This window comes from Ruegeria sp. CF3, from assembly GCF_056537365.1.
In genome coordinates this window covers 85,834-102,362 of sequence record NZ_JBQFRK010000010.1, presented here as the reverse complement: position 1 = coordinate 102,362, position 16,529 = coordinate 85,834, and the positions used below count along the sequence as shown (strand labels likewise).

Sequence of the window (16,529 nt, the reverse complement as noted above, 5' to 3'; positions counted from 1 at the left end):
TGAGACCGGAGATCGTTGTACTATCATTGAGATAAAGACGGCGCCTGGTGCCGGTGCGCCGCCTAATCATCACGCTGGCGAAGATGAGAGCTTTTATGTGCTCGATGGTGATTTCGAGTTCTTTTTGAATGGCGAGAAAGTCAACGTCAAATGTGGTGACTTCGTTAAGGTTCCGGACGGCGCAGTGCACGCCTTTACATGCACCGGAGAGCGGCCTGGCCGGCTACTTTGCATTAACGCCCCCGGCGCGATGCATGACACTTTTTTTACCGAAGCCGGTGAAGCAATGCCTGACGGCACGACTGATATTCCAGCGCCAGATGGACCACCAGACATTCCGGCGATCATGGCCGTAGCAGACCGAGTGGGAATGACGATCCTGGTGCCTGCGGACGTTCCCAGCTAACGAACGCGCGTGCATAACTCCGGGTTGCGAAACGGAGGCTTTGGAACAAAGCTTCTGCCGTACACCCTAACTTGTAATACTGGCTCAACCCGAAGCCGACATTCACGACGAGACCTTGCGATTCTGGATAGCCGACATTGGCGGCGCTTTCCAAAAATGTCTTCTATGTGAACCAGAGCAATCGTTTAGGCGCAGGCGTGACAGCGGCTTAGATCGTCTGCTATGAGTGCTTGGTTGAATTCGTTTTAGTGTGAGAACGCTCAACTCAGCATTCTTTGCGAAACGTCCTCAAGAAGGGTATGAAGATCGAATTCTTCACCTTTCTCCGCAAGCCCTTTGTCATGCAAAATGAAGGACAGCCCGTGCACGAAACTCCACAACAAAAAACCACGGCGGCGAACTTCGTCTGTGATTCCCGGTTCACCGAGACATTTTGCTACTTCAGTCAAAAGAATCCCGAAACTTTGCTGGCCGCCTTCCTCCAGCCGGGGATCCGCGATGCGGTCTGTGAAGCCGCCAAATTTCAGTCTGAAGATCCCGGGCTCATTTAACGCAAAGGCAATATACTCCATCCCTATGGCAGTAATGCGCTCGGGAGATCCTTCAGGAACGCCTTCCAGCGAAGTAAGCATTTTGTCTCGGTGCCGATCCATTCCCTCAAGGACAGTGGCGACCAGCATTTCTGTCTTGTCTTTGAAGTGCTTGTAAGGTGCCGCAGTCGATACGCCCGCGCGTCTGCACGCCTCGGATACGGAAAAACTGTCCGGACCTTTTTCTTCTACCAACTGTCGGGTTGCTTCGATCAGTGCAGCGCGGAGATCACCGTGATGATAGGCTTTCTTGCTGACGGAAAGACCAGCCGTTTGTCTGCTAGTCGAATGATTTTTTTCGGTGCTGCTCATGATCCAACATGTGCCAGATCACGTATCTCTTGTCAAAGTGAGAACTTCTAACATATGTTAGAGACGCTAACTTGATGGGGTCCCCAAATGCCGAATCCTGCCAATTCATCTACTGAAGCGACCAAACCGAGCCTATTTGCACGTGTGTTACGCGGCACTGTGCGTTTGGGAGTGACCGTCAGTTTTATAGCCGTTGCAGCGGCCGCCGTTCACTTTGGCGCATCCGAGCTCACCCGTAGAGCGGAGGCGGTGCCCGCACCGGATGCCGCCGCTGTGACCCCGGTATCCGTGACGCCGATAACGTCCGAGAGCGCTTACACGGTCGACCGTGTGTTCATCGGGCAGGTCGAACCTCAGCGTTCGGCAGATATCTCTTTCGAGCTGAACGGGACGCTCGATCAAATTCTGGTGGATGAGGGTGACAAGGTTGCCAAAGGTCAACTTCTTGCGACACTGGACATTGCACTGCTGGAGGTCGAACGCGACCGTCTGACAGCATCACGCGATGCCATTGCAGCCCAGCTTGCATTTGCAAGAAAGACGGTCGAGCGAAACGCGAAACTCATTGAACAAGGCTTTACCAGTCAAGCCCGTTTGGACGAAGCCGTTTCTCAGCAAGATGAATTGTTATCCAGAATTGGCGAGTTGGATGCGGCCCTGCGCGATGTTACCGTTCGGATTGAGAAATCCAGCATCGAGGCCCCATTTGCCGGTCAAATAACCGCGCGACACGTGGACGGTGGCGAAACTCTGCGCTCGGGCGAGCTGGTTCTGGGAATGGTCGAGGTCGTGTCGCCGCAGGTTCGGATCGGTGTTCCTCTCGATGTTGATCCGGCGCTTCTGACTGATGTTGAGATCGAAATATCAGCTAAAAGCTACCGGGCTGAGCTTGCAACCTTGCGGCCCGATATTGACCCGGTGACCCGAACCCGCACTGCGCTGTTCGATCTGAAAAACGCTCCCGACGTTGCTTTCGGACAAACCGCACGTGTGCATGTACTCGATCCTGTCCAAAGTGCGGGAACCTGGGTGCCCACAACTTCGCTAAAGGAAGGAACGCGCGGGCAATGGACACTGCTGGTTGCCGACGCGCAAAAGACTGTGCGCCTGGCGACGGTCGAAGTGCTGCATGCCGAAGACGACCGCGTCTTTGTGCGTGGCGCGTTTCCGGAAGGCACCGTCCTGATCGATCAGGGTCCGCAGCGGGTGAGCGTTGGTCAGCGCGTCGCCTTCGACACTGGCGAGTAACGGAGCGATCTGATGGAAACCCTTACCTTTCGCCATCCCCGGCTGGTTGCCCTCATCATTTTGGTGCTTGTGTCTGCAGGGCTGTCTTCGTTCCTATCGCTTGGGCGACAGGAAGACCCCACGATCACCAACCTCTTCGCAACCATAACCACGCAGTTTCCTGGCGCAGACCCCGAACGGGTTGAAGCATTGGTTACCGCAGAAATCGAAGAAGAACTGCGAAAGATCGCCGAGGTGGATGAGATCAGTTCTGTCTCCCGCTCGGGCGTGTCGGTCGTTTCTGTTGAATTGCTGGAAACATTAGACGAAGCCACCATTGAGCAGGTTTGGGCCGAGGCTCGGGACGCCGTGGAAGATGCAAGCCAGAACTTCCCGGCAGGAGTATTGCCACCGGAATTCGATGCCGAGGGTATTGCTGCCTATTCCGCTGTCATTGCAGTTGCGGCCGAGGACCCCGACTTCCCGATAACTTTGCTGTCTCGTCATGCCGAAGCATTGGGTGACAGATTGCGCGCGATACCTGCGACACGAGCCGTCGACTATTTCGGTCAGCCAGAGGAAGAGGTGCTCGTAAGTGTCGATATGGACAAGGCCGCTGCGCTTGGGCTTGGCGCTGCCGAGATTTCCCAGCGGATCGCCGAAGCAGATGGGAAGGTTCAGTCTGGGCGGCTGCAATCCGATGTCGACCTAACCATTGGCGTCAGCGGAGAAATTGAGAGTCTGGATCGCATTCGGAGCATCGTCCTGCGTGAAAACGCGGACGGTGCAGTGGTGCAGCTCGGCGATATTGCCAGCGTAGACCGGGGCGCACGCGAACCGCAGTCCTCAATCGCTTTTGCCAACGGGATGCCCTCCGTTTTGGTCGGAATTCTGGCGCAGGACGGCGTGCAGATCGACCGCTGGACAGGCTTTCTACGGGATGAGCTTGAGGCCGGCGCCGCAGCGGTACCTTTGGGCATGCAGGAAATACTGCTGTTTGATCAAAGCCAGTACACGACGGATCGTTTGTCAGAGGTTGGGGTCAACATGGCCATTGGCGTGGCTCTGGTTGTGGCAGTTTTGTTTGTTACGTTAGGTGTTCGGGCAGCCGCGATCGTGGCTTTGGTTTTGCCGGTTGTCTCATTGGCGACCCTGGCGACGATGAACATGATCGGTTTGCCCATTCACCAGATGTCCGTGACGGGTCTGATCGTTGCCCTCGGTCTGCTTGTTGACGCAGCCATCGTGATGACCGATGAAATTCGACGTCGTCTGCAGGATGGGATGGAGCGACTTTCAGCCGTGCGAGATGCTGTTCGCCGGTTGGCCGCGCCTTTGCTGGCGTCGACCGTCACTACGGCGCTTGCCTTCACGCCGATGATCTTGCTGCCGGGACCCGCCGGCGACTTTGTCGGTGCCATCGCTATCGCCGTGGTGCTGATGCTTATTTGGTCCCTAGTTGTGGCCTTGACTGTGACTCCGGCGATTGCGGGCTGGCTACTGTCCGATCGCCCAGACGCAGGAATGCTGAGCCGCGGTATCAGCATCCCGCCACTTGCCCGTATGTTCGAGGCCTCAATTCGATTGTCAGTCACCAATCCGGTGCGATCTATCGCGTTGGCATTGATCTTGCCGGTGCTTGGCTTTGCGGCCTTTCCAACGCTGACCGCGCAATTCTTCCCGGGCGTCGACCGCAACCAATTCTATATCGAAGTCGACATGCCGGGTGGAACGTCAATTGCCACCACGGAAGCAACCGCCCGCCAAATCGATGAAATGCTGCTGGCTGACGACGGCGTCAAAAGTGTATACTGGACCGTCGGAGAGTCCGGCCCGGCATTCTACTACAACATCGTTGGAAACCGCTCACGAGAGCCTGGGTTTGCACAAGCTATGATCACGACCGGCACGGCAGACGACGCCGCCCGCCTTGTTGGAACGTTGCAGAGTCGTCTGGATACCGACTTTCCTGATGCGCAGATCATCGTTCGCAGTCTTGTTCAGGGCCCTCCGGTCGCCGCACCGGTTGAAGTCAAAATTCAGGGGCAGGACATCACGGTTTTGCGTGATCTGGGCGACGAGGTGCGTTCAGTCATGGCCAATCTCGATCTGGTAACCCAGGCGCGCGCCAGCGTGAACGGCGGCAACCCTCAAATCCGGTTCGAGATTGATGAGGTCAAGGCGCGTCTGCTGGGACTGGATGTGGCGGATATAGCTGGTCAGCTGGACACGGCGCTTGTTGGCATTACCGGTGGATCACTGATTGAAGGGACCGAACAGTTGCCGGTGCGTGTTCGACTGGGTGACGAGGTGCGATCAGACCTAAGCGCCATTGTCAGTATGCCCATCCTGCTGCCCAATGCTGCCGCCGTATCCGCCACAAGTGTTTTCCCTGCTGTGCCGTTGTCGGAACTAGCCAGGCCGGTGATCGAACCAGCGGAAAGCGTCATAACCCGAACGGACGGCGTGCGCGAAAACACTATCCAAGCGTTTATCGTCCCCGGTGTTTTACCCGAAGAGGCGTTGCAAAACGTACTAGAAGCGCTTAATGCGTCCGGGTTTGTGTTGCCGCAAGGCTATTCGATGTCCTTAGGTGGCGACAGTGATGCCCGATCCAACACCGTGGGCAATCTGCTTGCCTCTGTTGGATTGATTGTCACACTCTCCATTGCGACCATCGTCCTCACCTTTAACTCGTTCCGGCTGACGCTCGTGACCTTGGTCGTGTGCGTGTTGTCTGCAGGCCTTTCAATACTGTCGCTGGCCGTTATGCAATTCCCGTTCGGAATAACGGCGATTATCGGTGTCATCGGCTCGATCGGGGTTTCGATCAACGCGGCGATAATAATTTTAACCGGGTTGCAACAAGACGTTGACGCGAGCCAAGGCGACCGGGTGGCGATGGCGCGTGTTGTGACTGGTTCAAGTCGGCATATCATCTCGACAACGGTCACAACCTTTGGTGGTTTCCTACCCCTGATCATAGCTGGAGGAGCATTTTGGCCGCCATTCGCCGTTGCAATCGCTGGGGGCGTACTGTTGTCGACTGTCGTATCGTTTTATTTCACTCCGCCAATGTTCGCCCTGGTGCATCGTGGAAAGCTTGACCAACCGCTTGAGGCAAACAACCAGCATTCCCAGCCTCAAGAAGCTATTGTTGCGCTTGTGGCAGAGTGAGGTTCGAGACTACTTCTCCTTGCAAATTGGTATGTTTCAAAGCCGTCGTTGTTCGAAGCGGGGTTCACTTTCTGTTATGGGCCGCACGCCGGACTTTGCAAAGTCTGGTTTCTGCGTATTGCTGTAATTGGGGCATCGCGCAGCATCGGTCAAAGTGGGCTCGGTGCAGACCTTCGCTGCGTTCCAGCTAACAGACCTCTTTGCGGACAAAGCGGACGTTCGAACTCAGACGCAAATAATAACTCCGCGCACAATTGGCAAACAGGCTCAATGCTGTGATCAGAACCTGACCCTAAACGCCAGCCCAACCAATGGCGCTGTTTCATAGGTCTGACGACTAATTTCCGCTCCATTCGCATCATCTAGCGTCAGGCGGCCGTCAAATTCTGCGCCTGCAAATACGCTCAATGAAACTCCAGGATTTGGGTTGTATCCAACGGAAAGTACGACGGGGACACTCTTGTCTTCGCCCACCCCGTCCTGCGCGAGACCTTCCCCATCCAACCTGAATCGAATTCTCTCCGATCGTGCGGTTAAGGAAAGATCTATGGTCTCAGTCAACGTGTAGCTCAGGGTCAACCCGGGGCCTTGTGTCGCTCCAATCCCTGAGCCAGTGTTCAAGTTCCAGCGATCATTTAGGTCCCAATCGATCAGCAGGGCCGGAAAAAAATCTGTACCACCATCGTCAAATTGAGAGAACGCGCCAAAGGCCGGTCCTATCGTCAGGCGCTCGTTAAGTTGCCAAGCAATACCCGCGAAAACACCGTAGGTCCTACCATCAGATGCGGAAGCTCCAATTTGATAATCCCACCTGATCTGTGGTGACACAAAAACTGTTGCTGTATCGCTCGCACGAAATCGCATGGGAACAGCAACGCGCAAGTCACGGATGTTCTCCCATGGCTGATTGTTCGATTGACTAAAGCTATAATCCAGCTTGCCAAAGCTGGTTGAAAGCCCAATGGAGTTTCCTCCTTCCAGATTGTAAAGTGCGGTAGCACGTAGAAATGCTCGGCTTGCAGAGAATTCACCGCCGTCACTCAAATCCGCGTCCCCTTGAAACGCAGCAAGCCCATCAACCTGATACGCCCAACCTAGCCGAGGCTGCGCGGCTGAAGGTAATGCTGCAAATCCTAGAGAAATAGCTCCAAAGCAGCACGTTAGAAAAAGGTTTTTCATATGGCATTTCCCACGTGACGCTGATTCCTTTTGAGTTGCCATTCCTGAACGAGCGTTTCAAGTCCCTAATGGTCGGCTCTGTGGACTGCGGAGACATGGCTACTCAATGACATATTTATACAATACGAAGCTTAAGCACTGACACTGATAACCTATAGCTGAATGCAGTTTATTCAGCGTGATGAGCAAGCTTGCCGTCCCATTCCTCTGACGAAACTTTGGGTTCCGGCGGGTCCGCAATGTACGACGGTGTCATTATCTGTGTTCCGTTTTCATTAAACACATCGACAATGTTTTCGCGCAAATCGGACAAAATCTTAGGCAAGCTCGATCCGCGCGAAGTGTATGCGTTGATCTCATAATTGATTGCGTAGTCAGCCAGCTGCGTCCAAAGCACAAAAGGTTCAGGGTTCTTTCTTAACCCTTGAGTACGATGAGCTGCCTCTATCAGCATCGCTTTGATTTTCTTTGGTGGCTCCTCGTATCCGATCCCTACTGTCGTGTGAACCAACAGCCCTCGACCATCCACTTTGCGCGAATAGTTTACGACTTCGGAGTTGAGCAGCTGTGCATTTGGAATGCTAATCATCTCGTTCTTTATCGACTTAATGAGTGTTTCCATCAGTTTGATCTCGGTTACATCCCCAATCTTGTCGCCAACCTGAATTCGATCACCGACATTGGTACTGCGTCTATAGATGACAAACAGACCGGCCATCATATTCGAGACGACCGTGTTCGACCCTAACGATACCATGATGCCGGCAAGGATAGTCAGGCCTTGGAAGGCTCGAGAGTCAGATCCGGGAATATAAGGGTAGGCAAACACCAGCGCGATCACAATCAGCAAAGCCCTGCACAGCATTTTTGTTGGTGCAATCCAATGATCTTCAAAATCTTTCAGTTGGAAAGCGCCGCTCTCGACGTTGTCAAAAAAAAGATCGAGGCCTCGAATTCCCAACCGTGTCACAGCTGCAATGATTGCGAGCATGATCAAGTTGGGGATATATTCAACAATTGCCAAAACGACGGTTACGAGCGGCTCGCTGACATACTTCAAGAGGATCTGGGCAATGCCCTGGGTCTCGGCAAAGGAGAGCAGCACCAATGAAAGGTAGTAGTAGAAAAAGAACAGAAACAGGACCCACATCAATATGTGTATTGAATAGACGATAATCGACGCGATTGCCCTGCTTCTCAAGAGCGATTTCGTGGCTTCTTCAACACCTTCAGCTCTCTTTTCCAAGATGTTTCTAAAGTAGTCTAATAACATTCGCCGTTTCGCAAAAAACGCATAAGAAGTGAGGGCAAAGACTGCTGTCCAAGCAAAGGCAGCCATCGCACTATCTACTCGGCCCTCATTGGACCGAGCATCTCGGTATTGAAGGATTGCAGTCTCAATCGCTTCGGACTGAAGCCCAGCTAGAACTTCAATAACCATTTGTTCGTGCTCAGCATCAGCTTGGGTGGTGATCGTAACCATCTGCCCGTCAACGCGTATCATTTTCCCAAATTCGGCGTCCGAAATCTCAAGCTGTACTGAAGCTTTCGTGGATGCATTGGCGACTTGAGCGATCCGCTCCTCAATTTTTTTCGCTCGTTCGGTTGCGGGCAGCGCACTTGAACCGCGAACCACGAACAATTCTTCGCCATCCACTATCACCGGCGCAATAAACTCGGGATCTTCTCTCTCTTCAGCCGGTGCGAGGATTTCTTCAGACTGAGCAAGCGCAACAGTGCAGGAAAATAGAAGAGGCAGTAACCATAGCGTAAGAGCCCTCATGATTTTGCTCCTTCTGCGGGAATAATATGCACATCGCGTTGCGGGAACGGTATAGATATGCCTTCTTTATCAAACCGCTCTTTTGCTTGACCGGTCAGGTCCCAATAAACGGTCCAATAGTCATCAGACTTGGACCATGGACGGCAGAAGATGTTGACGGAGTTGTCTCCCAACTCACCCACGAAAATTTCTGGTTCTGGTGCCTTCAGACAAAGCTGGTGATGCGCAACCAAGTCTTTGAGCACTTCAATTGCTTGGGCAGCGTTGTCCGAATAGGCGATACCAAAGACCAGATCGACCCGACGTTCTTCGGATGCACTTACATTGGTAATGACATCCCCCCAAATCTTGCTGTTGGGAACTATAATAATCTGGTTGTCGAATGTTCTGATCTTGGTTGAAACCACCGACATCTCATCCACAAACCCAGATGAACCGCCCACTTGGATATAGTCGCCAGTGTCGAATGGCTTGAGGACCATGATCATCAGACCGCTTGCGAGGTTTCCCAGCGTTTCCTGCAATGCGAAACCTAGGATGAACGACAAACCACCGAGCACGGCAAAAAGCGGTGTGACGTTAACTCCGAACAAAGCTAAAACGACGAGTATACCAAGGACGAAAACGGCCCAGTATACGGCGGTGGCAATGAAGCGTTTCAGCATTCTGGAGATAGTTGGAATTTTGTTCAGACCCCGTTCAGTGACCCGGCGCACCATCCGAGCAATGAACATCATGGCCCAAACTGCCAACAAAACACCCAGACCGGCCATCAGCAGGCCTACGCCCCCATCCCACGAGAACAACCAGGCCCAAGCGTTCTGAAAAAGCGTTTGAAGGTCGGTAGTTTTTAGGGCTCCCGTTTTCAACGCGAGAATATAGTCAGAATGCGGTTCTAGATCTTCCGCCTTCGCGCCTTTCAAGGCCCATGCTTCGAGCACCAGACGATAGTTGTTGAGAGTTTCTGATCCAGAGTCGTTCAAAGAGGACAACTGAGACCGCAAGTTGTCTTCCCGAGCTCCGCTCGCCGACCGAAGTTGCAAGTTTACTTGCGCGACTTCTTCGAGCCGAGAGCGCACATAACTCTGCCAAGTACCAGCGACTTGGGAAAGCTCTTCCGCGGTTAGGGGAACAAGTAGGATCTCGAGATCGTCAGCCGCAATCATCTCATCAACGACTGCATTTTTTAGATCGTCATTCTCGACCTCCACAGCCTCTTGGTCGGCCTCAGTCTCTTGCGCGCCGGCAGGAAAAGCACTCGCTAATGCCGTGAACCAAATGAATGACCAAATCTTCAACGTTCTCAGTGCTCGTCTCATCTGTCTGTCCCTTACTTCTTTAACGGTCGAAGAGAGCACACACAGATGCAACAAATCCAGACTTATGTTTATGTTTGAATGTTTCCTTGTGACGAACCCCACGGATTTTTGGGTCGCCGTAGATATAGAGAACCTCTCAAATTCGCGGAACCACAGATCTGCGAATGAAACAGAAATTTCCGCAAAGGGGTCATAGACTTGCCGTGCACGTAGAATTGGGAGCCTTTTCCATTAGACCCATTAAACCGAGAATAACGGCCTCCTGGCGACACCACTCACTTGCGTCTCCAGGAGGCAACCAGACAAGTCTGGCGAATGCGCGAGCAACAGAGGTAATACAAATTCGCCACGCATTCGAATACTTGAATCTAAAATACAACAAATCAAGTAATTTTACGCGCGCCAAAAAGTTTGCTCTCGCGTGCATGAGAAATTCTTGTTTATTCCAGCTTACACGTCCGCTTCAGAAAACGTGGCGGCGCTGTGCAGATGGCGGGTGACGAACTTTGACTGTAGCGAACAGAATTTGCGCTCATGCCAACTTGGTTGACTAACAGCGGCCAACCGCACATTCGACTTAGTCTGGCCAGTCCCATGGTCAGACTAAATCCCCGCGTTGCCCATCATCCCAGATAGAGGTGACGCGGGGAACTTTGATCCATCTTTCAATCAGTACCGTAACACCAACACCCCAAAACTACCGCCCGCGTTGTTCACCTGGTTTCCCTCCGAACGATGCGGGTTTTTTTTGGGGGGGATGGGGATATAATGAGTTTCCATTTTGCAGAGCGACCGACTGGACCTTCTACTTCTGGTTTGGTCGATGGCGCAAGTGTTGGCCTCATTACCACCTGCTTTTCAAACCATTCGAAAGGACGCAGCCATTCATTTTAGTTTGAAGATTCGCGTTTTCGGTTTTCCCTCATATCTTCATTCTGCAATATTATAATGGGATTGTTCCTATGAAAACGACAACTAAGACCCTTGCTGCCGCTGCCGTTCTTGCATGCGGAGCAACCGTAGGACATGCCAAGGACAAAAAATATTCTGCCAAAAGACAACGCAGAGTTCGTAAACTATGGCGAGGAATCCGGCTGGAATATGTTTGTGGATTAGAGCCGAAATACTTGCCTGATCGAACGGGTGGATGAGAATACCAACGTTGTTCAAATGGGTCTGACCCCAGACAAAGATTTTGGCTACATGGGTGTTTTTACAAAGGCAGACATCGAATTTGAGGATGATAAAGCCTAGCTGCTCATGGACAACAAATTATACTATGGCGATACAACAGCGGCGCCACCTAATTTGGCGGACGGGTACAAAGGCGGTTATCTCATTGCCAACAATCCCGACTTCGTCACAGACGTAATGGAGCGCGAAACCATGATTGTAATGCCAGAGTCTAATTTTGCCTTCGAATTAAGCCTTGCTGGCACCAAGAAGGCAATTGAAGCGGCGCGTGAGTGCAATGCTTCTCTGACCAACTGATCGGTGTCGATACTTCAAGGCCGTCCACTTTGTGGGCGGCTTCGTTTGTGACTGCGCGAACCCTGTGTATCGAGGAAGCTTATAATCGATTTCAGGCTTCAATTTCGATCAACTCTGTTTTGTAACTTAGATAGTTAGTCCCTTTGTTCCAAAATAACTTTTTAGAGGCGCAAATATACGTGCGCTTCGGGCTCGATGGGGACGTTCGCTCGATCGCAACGAATGTCCACATTGCGGACAAAGCTGACTTTCGCCCTTCGGCGGCCTTCGCCTGCTTGCAGCCCGAAGCGGACATTCGTAACAAGATTTTGCAATTTCCGAGACTGGGTGTAGGTGCGTTTAAACTGCTACATGTATATGATTGATTTTATAAATTAATATGCTGAAACTTCGCCCAAAAGTTTGCATGCTACAGAGAACCCATCGAACAAACAGGCTCTCAGGCTTTTATACGGTGCCCAATTGCAGTTTACTCCCAATCACCAGCAGACGAGCGCCACGTTTTAGCTTCTGCGTCCCAAACACTGGCCGTAACGCAAGGCGTTGGGTTTATTCCGTCGCAATTGGATCCATGAATACCTGCCACAACAACGCGTTGGCGCCCAAAATCAACGACTGTCCAGCCTTGATTGAGCAAGGAGTGCACCTCTTCACCAACCCAAAAATGCGACATGCATCCGCCAGTCCCGCAATAAAGAGATGCGGCGCTTGAACACGCGAAACCAGACTCATTCAGAACCCAATCGCGTTGTAGGTCTCCGTCGAGATCGACCTTCTCAACCGCACCCCAATCTAAGTCAAATTGAGCGTCGTTGAATTCCGCACAGGCTCGTGCCGCCAGATCATCCTTCGCCTGCAAACCGGGCGGAAGGCGCGATACATCAGCCGCGACATCTGGTGAGGTCCAAACAAGGCCCGAAGCAAGCACAATCCCGGCGACCAAACACTTCATCTGACGCGCTATTTGGAAAGCTGGTTGGCACAAGGTATCAATTGCACTGATCATATCGGTAGTCCCCATATTCCAGCCAGTTTGCCGAGCCTTCGTTAAAAATCAGAAACTCGGACCTGTCCTCCCCAAGCAGGGCCACGACAAATCCGGCTGGCGGCTCAGAATTTCCGAAGTAACTGTAAGCAGTCATGGCTCTGATCGACTCGCCGTTGACTGTTACTCGCGCGTCCCACTCTTCCCCCGAGTTGTCCAAAATTACGGGTTCGATCACGCGCTCTATCGCTCCGCCACCACAATATACGATGCCTTCGGGGGGTTCGTAGGAGGACCGCTGGCTAGGATCTGAATCGCAGGCGGAACGAAGGGACCGAATTGCCGCGCTGGAACCTTTCAAGTCAAAGATTCCGTAGCTGACATCTTGATCAATCATCGACAGGTTAACAGATGCATTGGCCGCAAGCTGGCCCAGTACAAAACCATAGTCCTCTTGACTATTGAAACTGACTTCGACGGGATAGTTATCAACGATCTGTACGGCAGCGTTTTCTGCGCCAACCTGAAATGCTCCAACTTCGGTGGCTCCGTTCTTCAAGAAACGAATGGAAAGCCCCTGCTTGTCCGTAATGTCCTGGCTGTCCTCATATCCAGCCGGAGCAAAGCGAATACGGTTAAACTGAAGTTCCAGCGTCATGTTTCCGGTTTGAATAAATGCATTGGGAATAGGCCCAGAGTTGAACGACCACTCCGCTGATGCAGTGGTCGCCATAACCATCATTAGCGTCCCAGTGGAAATCGTTTTGAAACTCATTTTCTCTCTTCATGGTGTTACGGTTCGCACTGTCATTCAGCCTGAGATTCCGGCCAATTGCCCCGGCAACCAGGTCAGGAAACAGGTTCGCCGTATTCGTTTGCGCCTTCTTCCGAAGGGCGCGTCAACCACCAGATCATCAGAATGGACAGAACCAATTGAAGAATTGAGACAACAACAATACCGGTCACGCCCAGGACTGCCGCGGGTCCTCGTAATGCGTCAGGGTTCTCGGTCCCTTGCTCCAACACCGAAAAGAACGCCACGCCACCCAGCATAACAAAAAGCGTTGTAATGCTGAGCGCCATCGGCAGCAGCAAATACCAGCCAGGTCGTCCTGTATCATGCAGCCTTCGCCAACCGGCGGCCAGCATAGGTATGAGAACAGCCAGTTGAAAAACAGAGGACAGAACCCGAGATCCCTGCCCCGCTTCAGGGTTGGTCCCTAATAGGATCGTATCCAGCACAGCTAAAGCCGCACTCACGAGAACCACAAACAAGAAGAACCACCAGTATTCTGAGCGTATAGCCCGACCGGAAAACTGGAAGTATTTCGAGAAACACGTTTTAACGGCTTCACCAAATCCCATTTTTCAATCCTTTCTTAGTTTCTGTGCGGCCTCAGAACGCCTCGCGGACCCAAAAGCACGCCTTCGCCCTTCTGGGTTTTCCCGCCTTCTATTTTTGTTTGAACGCCAAAAACCTATCTTTCAAAAAGGTAGCGAAATTTACGCGCGGAAAAAATGTTGATTTATGAAAAATAAGATTCAAACATGCGAATTCGACTAAGCTTTATTTGACCCACGTTGTTATCGGCCCCGGCAATCAACTCGATATCGTTCCCCCGACCAATCCGTTGGCGACAAATCTTTGGGATAGGTAAGCACCGGATCGAGCTGTGCTCAATTGGCTGAGTAGAAGCGGACGCTTAAAAAAGGAGCATCCAATTTCACTAGATTCGATGGACCCTGATGGAGAAGAAAATGACCAAAAAGACAGTGATGATTGCAGGCACAACTTTGTTTGCATTGCTTGCGGCATGTGACGAAACGAGTACGTCTAGCGCGTCCGCCGAACCCACGCCCGCTCAGCAGGCATGTTTGCGAGATGTGGCCAAAACCACGAACAATTCGCAAGTCGTTGTGCTCTCGTCGGCGTTTAGCGAAGCTGGAACACAAGTCACTGTCGGTGTTGGCGAGGATCGTGCTCCTTGGAATTGCATTGCCTACAGTGATGGCGCGACCGCTGGTATCGAGTTCCTGGGCGACGAAGGCGCATTGTAGTCTGTTTGCTGTGTATCTCGAAAGCACCAGTCGTGATCAAATTTGAGTACCGGTAAGCTCAGACATTCAGACCTCGTAATAGGATTGGGTTTTAACATGCTCAATCATGCTAAGGTTGTAGAAAATGCCCGTAACCAACTCGGTTGTATTTGCGATCATTTGCACTTTTGTGGCTATTGTATCAGTCCCAAAATACAGCATGGCCCAAACTTGGGACATCGCATCCCAGCACTCTGTCAGTGGCGTAACGGTGTATGATACCGATGAGCTGTTAACGTTTGCCGGTCAGTTGGCCTTCGACCGGTCGGGGCGCATCACAGCGGCGGATGTCGCATCAACGATTACGCAGATCTACCGAGAAGACGGTTACTTCTTGGCTGAGGCCTGGCCTGGTCCCGATGGGCAGAGCATAGTTGTTGATGAAGGGCGTATTCAAACCATCGAAATAGAGGGGGTAGATACGCGCACGTTCCAAACCTTGGAAAATATCTTTCGCCCTCTCACTACCGCATATCCTATAACTCTAAAACGATTTGAGCGGGCCGTTATGTTAGCCGAGGACATACCCGACTTGGACGTGTCGACCGAACTTGATTACCCGGATCAGACTGGTGCTCGGCTGAGAGTATTGGGAGAGCCACTGCGAAAACAAGCCGGTAGCGCGACACTCGACAACCCTCCGCGTGAGCTTGGAGAAGCGCTTAGTTTTTATGTCGTACAAGAGTTTTATTCGACGCTGACCGTCGGAGATTTGCTGCGATTTGAGGGATCAGGCAATTACAATTGGGACAAAGACGAAGAACACTCATTGTGGGGCGCTCTTACCTATCGCACGCCGCTGAACAGCAATGGTCTATACGGTGAGATTTTTTATGGGAACGTCAACGCAAAACGCGACATTTCAGGGGACTTTGCCAGAACAGATATTGACGGCGAGAACTTCACCCTTGCGTTGGGCTATCCTGTGATCCGCGATGTTGCTCGTTATGGATACCTGCTTTTGGATTATCGCCTTTCAGAATCGGATTCTGTTAGCGGTGGCGTTCCATTGTCCAGTGACGCAAGTGTTGTTGGCCTTACCTATCTGTACGGGCAAAACTATTCCAAAGGGCAAGCCCTTGAAGCCGGGTTAACACTGTCTTTTGGCGACAATGACAACGACACCACAGACGCAAACTTTGACGACGGGAACTCTTCGTTCTGGCACCTACGAGGCGGCGTCGGATACGAAAGCCCACTTACGGGCTTGTCGCCCAACACAGCTTGGCGCACCGAGATTTGGGGGCAGTACACAACAGACCGGTTGCCCTCTGTTGAAGAGTACTTCCTTGGTGATCGTTATGCTTTGCGCGGATATCGATTTGACGAAGTAGACGGTGATTCCGGGATTTCTGCGATATTCGAAATATCTCACTCCTACTTCCCCAGCTCTCAGAGCATTCATCGGCTAACGCCCTTTGCCTTTTTCGACGTGGGTTACATCTCGAACAATGACCCTGCGAGTTTTGAAGTTGATAATGCTACACTGGCATCCACAGGTCTGGGTTTGGACATCGAGTTCAAGCAAAACCTATTTCTGTCCGGATACGTCGGTGTCCCTTTGAGAGACGGCCCTTTAACCGAATCTGGCGATCCTGGCGCGTATCTTGCTCTGACAACAAGTTGGTGAGGATGTTATGAAACGGAACCGCATTGTTTTACTTACTGCAGCTTGTTTGATTGCAGAACTGGCCGCTACTCAGGTCGTTGCCCGCGGAAATCACTACGGGTGGTGCCGAGGCGTAGGGAACCCGCACCAGTCGAGCCAAGGATGCGGGCAGGCTGGTGGGCAAGGGGCAGGTAATCAAGTTACTGGCCCAACTCAGCCGGTGGCAAATCAGTTGCCGCCTAAGGGAACGCAGCAAACACCCACGTCCGTTACTGTTCCAGTCCTTGCTCCGGGCGCGGTTCCGAACGCAATTCCCGGTCAGGTTCCTATTGCGACACCAATAGCGGTTCCTGG

12 protein-coding genes are annotated in these 16,529 nt (G+C 52.2%); 6 read left to right on the top strand and 6 right to left on the bottom strand.

Features of this window, described 5'->3' with window-relative positions:
• Positions 1-406, top strand: a 406-nt coding sequence (locus ACR0KC_RS21965) for a cupin domain-containing protein (RefSeq protein WP_480796374.1), incomplete at its 5' end; no start/stop codon positions are given.
• 260 nt (positions 407-666) lie between these two features.
• Here the strand turns inward: ACR0KC_RS21965 and ACR0KC_RS21960 are convergent.
• Complete coding sequence (locus ACR0KC_RS21960) at positions 667-1,308, bottom strand: TetR/AcrR family transcriptional regulator (protein WP_480772359.1); 642 nt, start codon at positions 1,306-1,308, stop codon at positions 667-669.
• An 87-nt stretch (positions 1,309-1,395) separates the two neighbouring features.
• On the opposite strand from ACR0KC_RS21960, the gene ACR0KC_RS21955 reads away from it, so the two are divergent.
• Positions 1,396-2,556, top strand: coding sequence for an efflux RND transporter periplasmic adaptor subunit (locus ACR0KC_RS21955; protein ID WP_170408615.1), 1,161 nt, complete (start codon positions 1,396-1,398; stop codon positions 2,554-2,556).
• Positions 2,557-2,568: 12 nt separating this feature from the next.
• Positions 2,569-5,712, top strand: coding sequence for an efflux RND transporter permease subunit (locus ACR0KC_RS21950; protein WP_480772360.1), 3,144 nt, complete (start codon positions 2,569-2,571; stop codon positions 5,710-5,712).
• Between the two features lie 279 nt (positions 5,713-5,991).
• Here the strand turns inward: ACR0KC_RS21950 and ACR0KC_RS21945 are convergent, their stop codons facing one another.
• The 3 genes from ACR0KC_RS21945 to ACR0KC_RS21935 form a co-directional block, all read right to left on the bottom strand.
• Positions 5,992-6,891 carry a hypothetical protein gene (locus ACR0KC_RS21945; protein WP_480459834.1) on the bottom strand — a complete coding sequence of 300 codons (900 nt, stop codon included), beginning with the start codon at positions 6,889-6,891 and terminating at the stop codon, positions 5,992-5,994.
• Positions 6,892-7,060: 169 nt separating this feature from the next.
• On the bottom strand, positions 7,061-8,674 hold the full coding sequence (locus tag ACR0KC_RS21940) for a mechanosensitive ion channel family protein (RefSeq protein ID WP_480707603.1): 1,614 nt from the start codon (positions 8,672-8,674) through the stop codon (positions 7,061-7,063).
• A complete protein-coding gene (locus tag ACR0KC_RS21935; protein ID WP_170567857.1) occupies positions 8,671-9,993 on the bottom strand; it encodes a mechanosensitive ion channel family protein in 1,323 nt (440 codons plus the stop codon). Before ACR0KC_RS21935 ends, ACR0KC_RS21940 begins: the two co-directional genes overlap by 4 nt.
• A gap of 1,260 nt (positions 9,994-11,253) precedes the next feature.
• Here ACR0KC_RS21935 and ACR0KC_RS21930 point away from each other — a divergent pair.
• Positions 11,254-11,484 carry a hypothetical protein gene (locus tag ACR0KC_RS21930; RefSeq protein ID WP_170512780.1) on the top strand — a complete coding sequence of 77 codons (231 nt, stop codon included), beginning with the start codon at positions 11,254-11,256 and terminating at the stop codon, positions 11,482-11,484.
• A gap of 989 nt (positions 11,485-12,473) precedes the next feature.
• Here ACR0KC_RS21930 and ACR0KC_RS21925 read toward each other — a convergent pair.
• Both ACR0KC_RS21925 and ACR0KC_RS21920 read right to left on the bottom strand, forming a co-directional pair.
• Positions 12,474-13,244: a hypothetical protein gene (locus ACR0KC_RS21925; RefSeq protein WP_480791491.1), complete on the bottom strand. Its 771-nt coding sequence runs from the start codon at positions 13,242-13,244 to the stop codon at positions 12,474-12,476.
• Between the two features lie 74 nt (positions 13,245-13,318).
• Complete coding sequence (locus ACR0KC_RS21920) at positions 13,319-13,834, bottom strand: DUF805 domain-containing protein (RefSeq protein ID WP_480707606.1); 516 nt, start codon at positions 13,832-13,834, stop codon at positions 13,319-13,321.
• 393 nt (positions 13,835-14,227) lie between these two features.
• Between ACR0KC_RS21920 and ACR0KC_RS21915 the strand changes: the two genes are divergently transcribed.
• Positions 14,228-14,527 (top strand): hypothetical protein, encoded by a 300-nt coding sequence (locus tag ACR0KC_RS21915; RefSeq protein WP_170395435.1) that lies wholly within the window; start codon positions 14,228-14,230, stop codon positions 14,525-14,527.
• Positions 14,528-14,651: 124 nt separating this feature from the next.
• On the top strand, positions 14,652-16,196 hold the full coding sequence (locus tag ACR0KC_RS21910; protein WP_480772217.1) for a ShlB/FhaC/HecB family hemolysin secretion/activation protein: 1,545 nt from the start codon (positions 14,652-14,654) through the stop codon (positions 16,194-16,196).
• Positions 16,197-16,529: the final 333 nt, after the last annotated feature.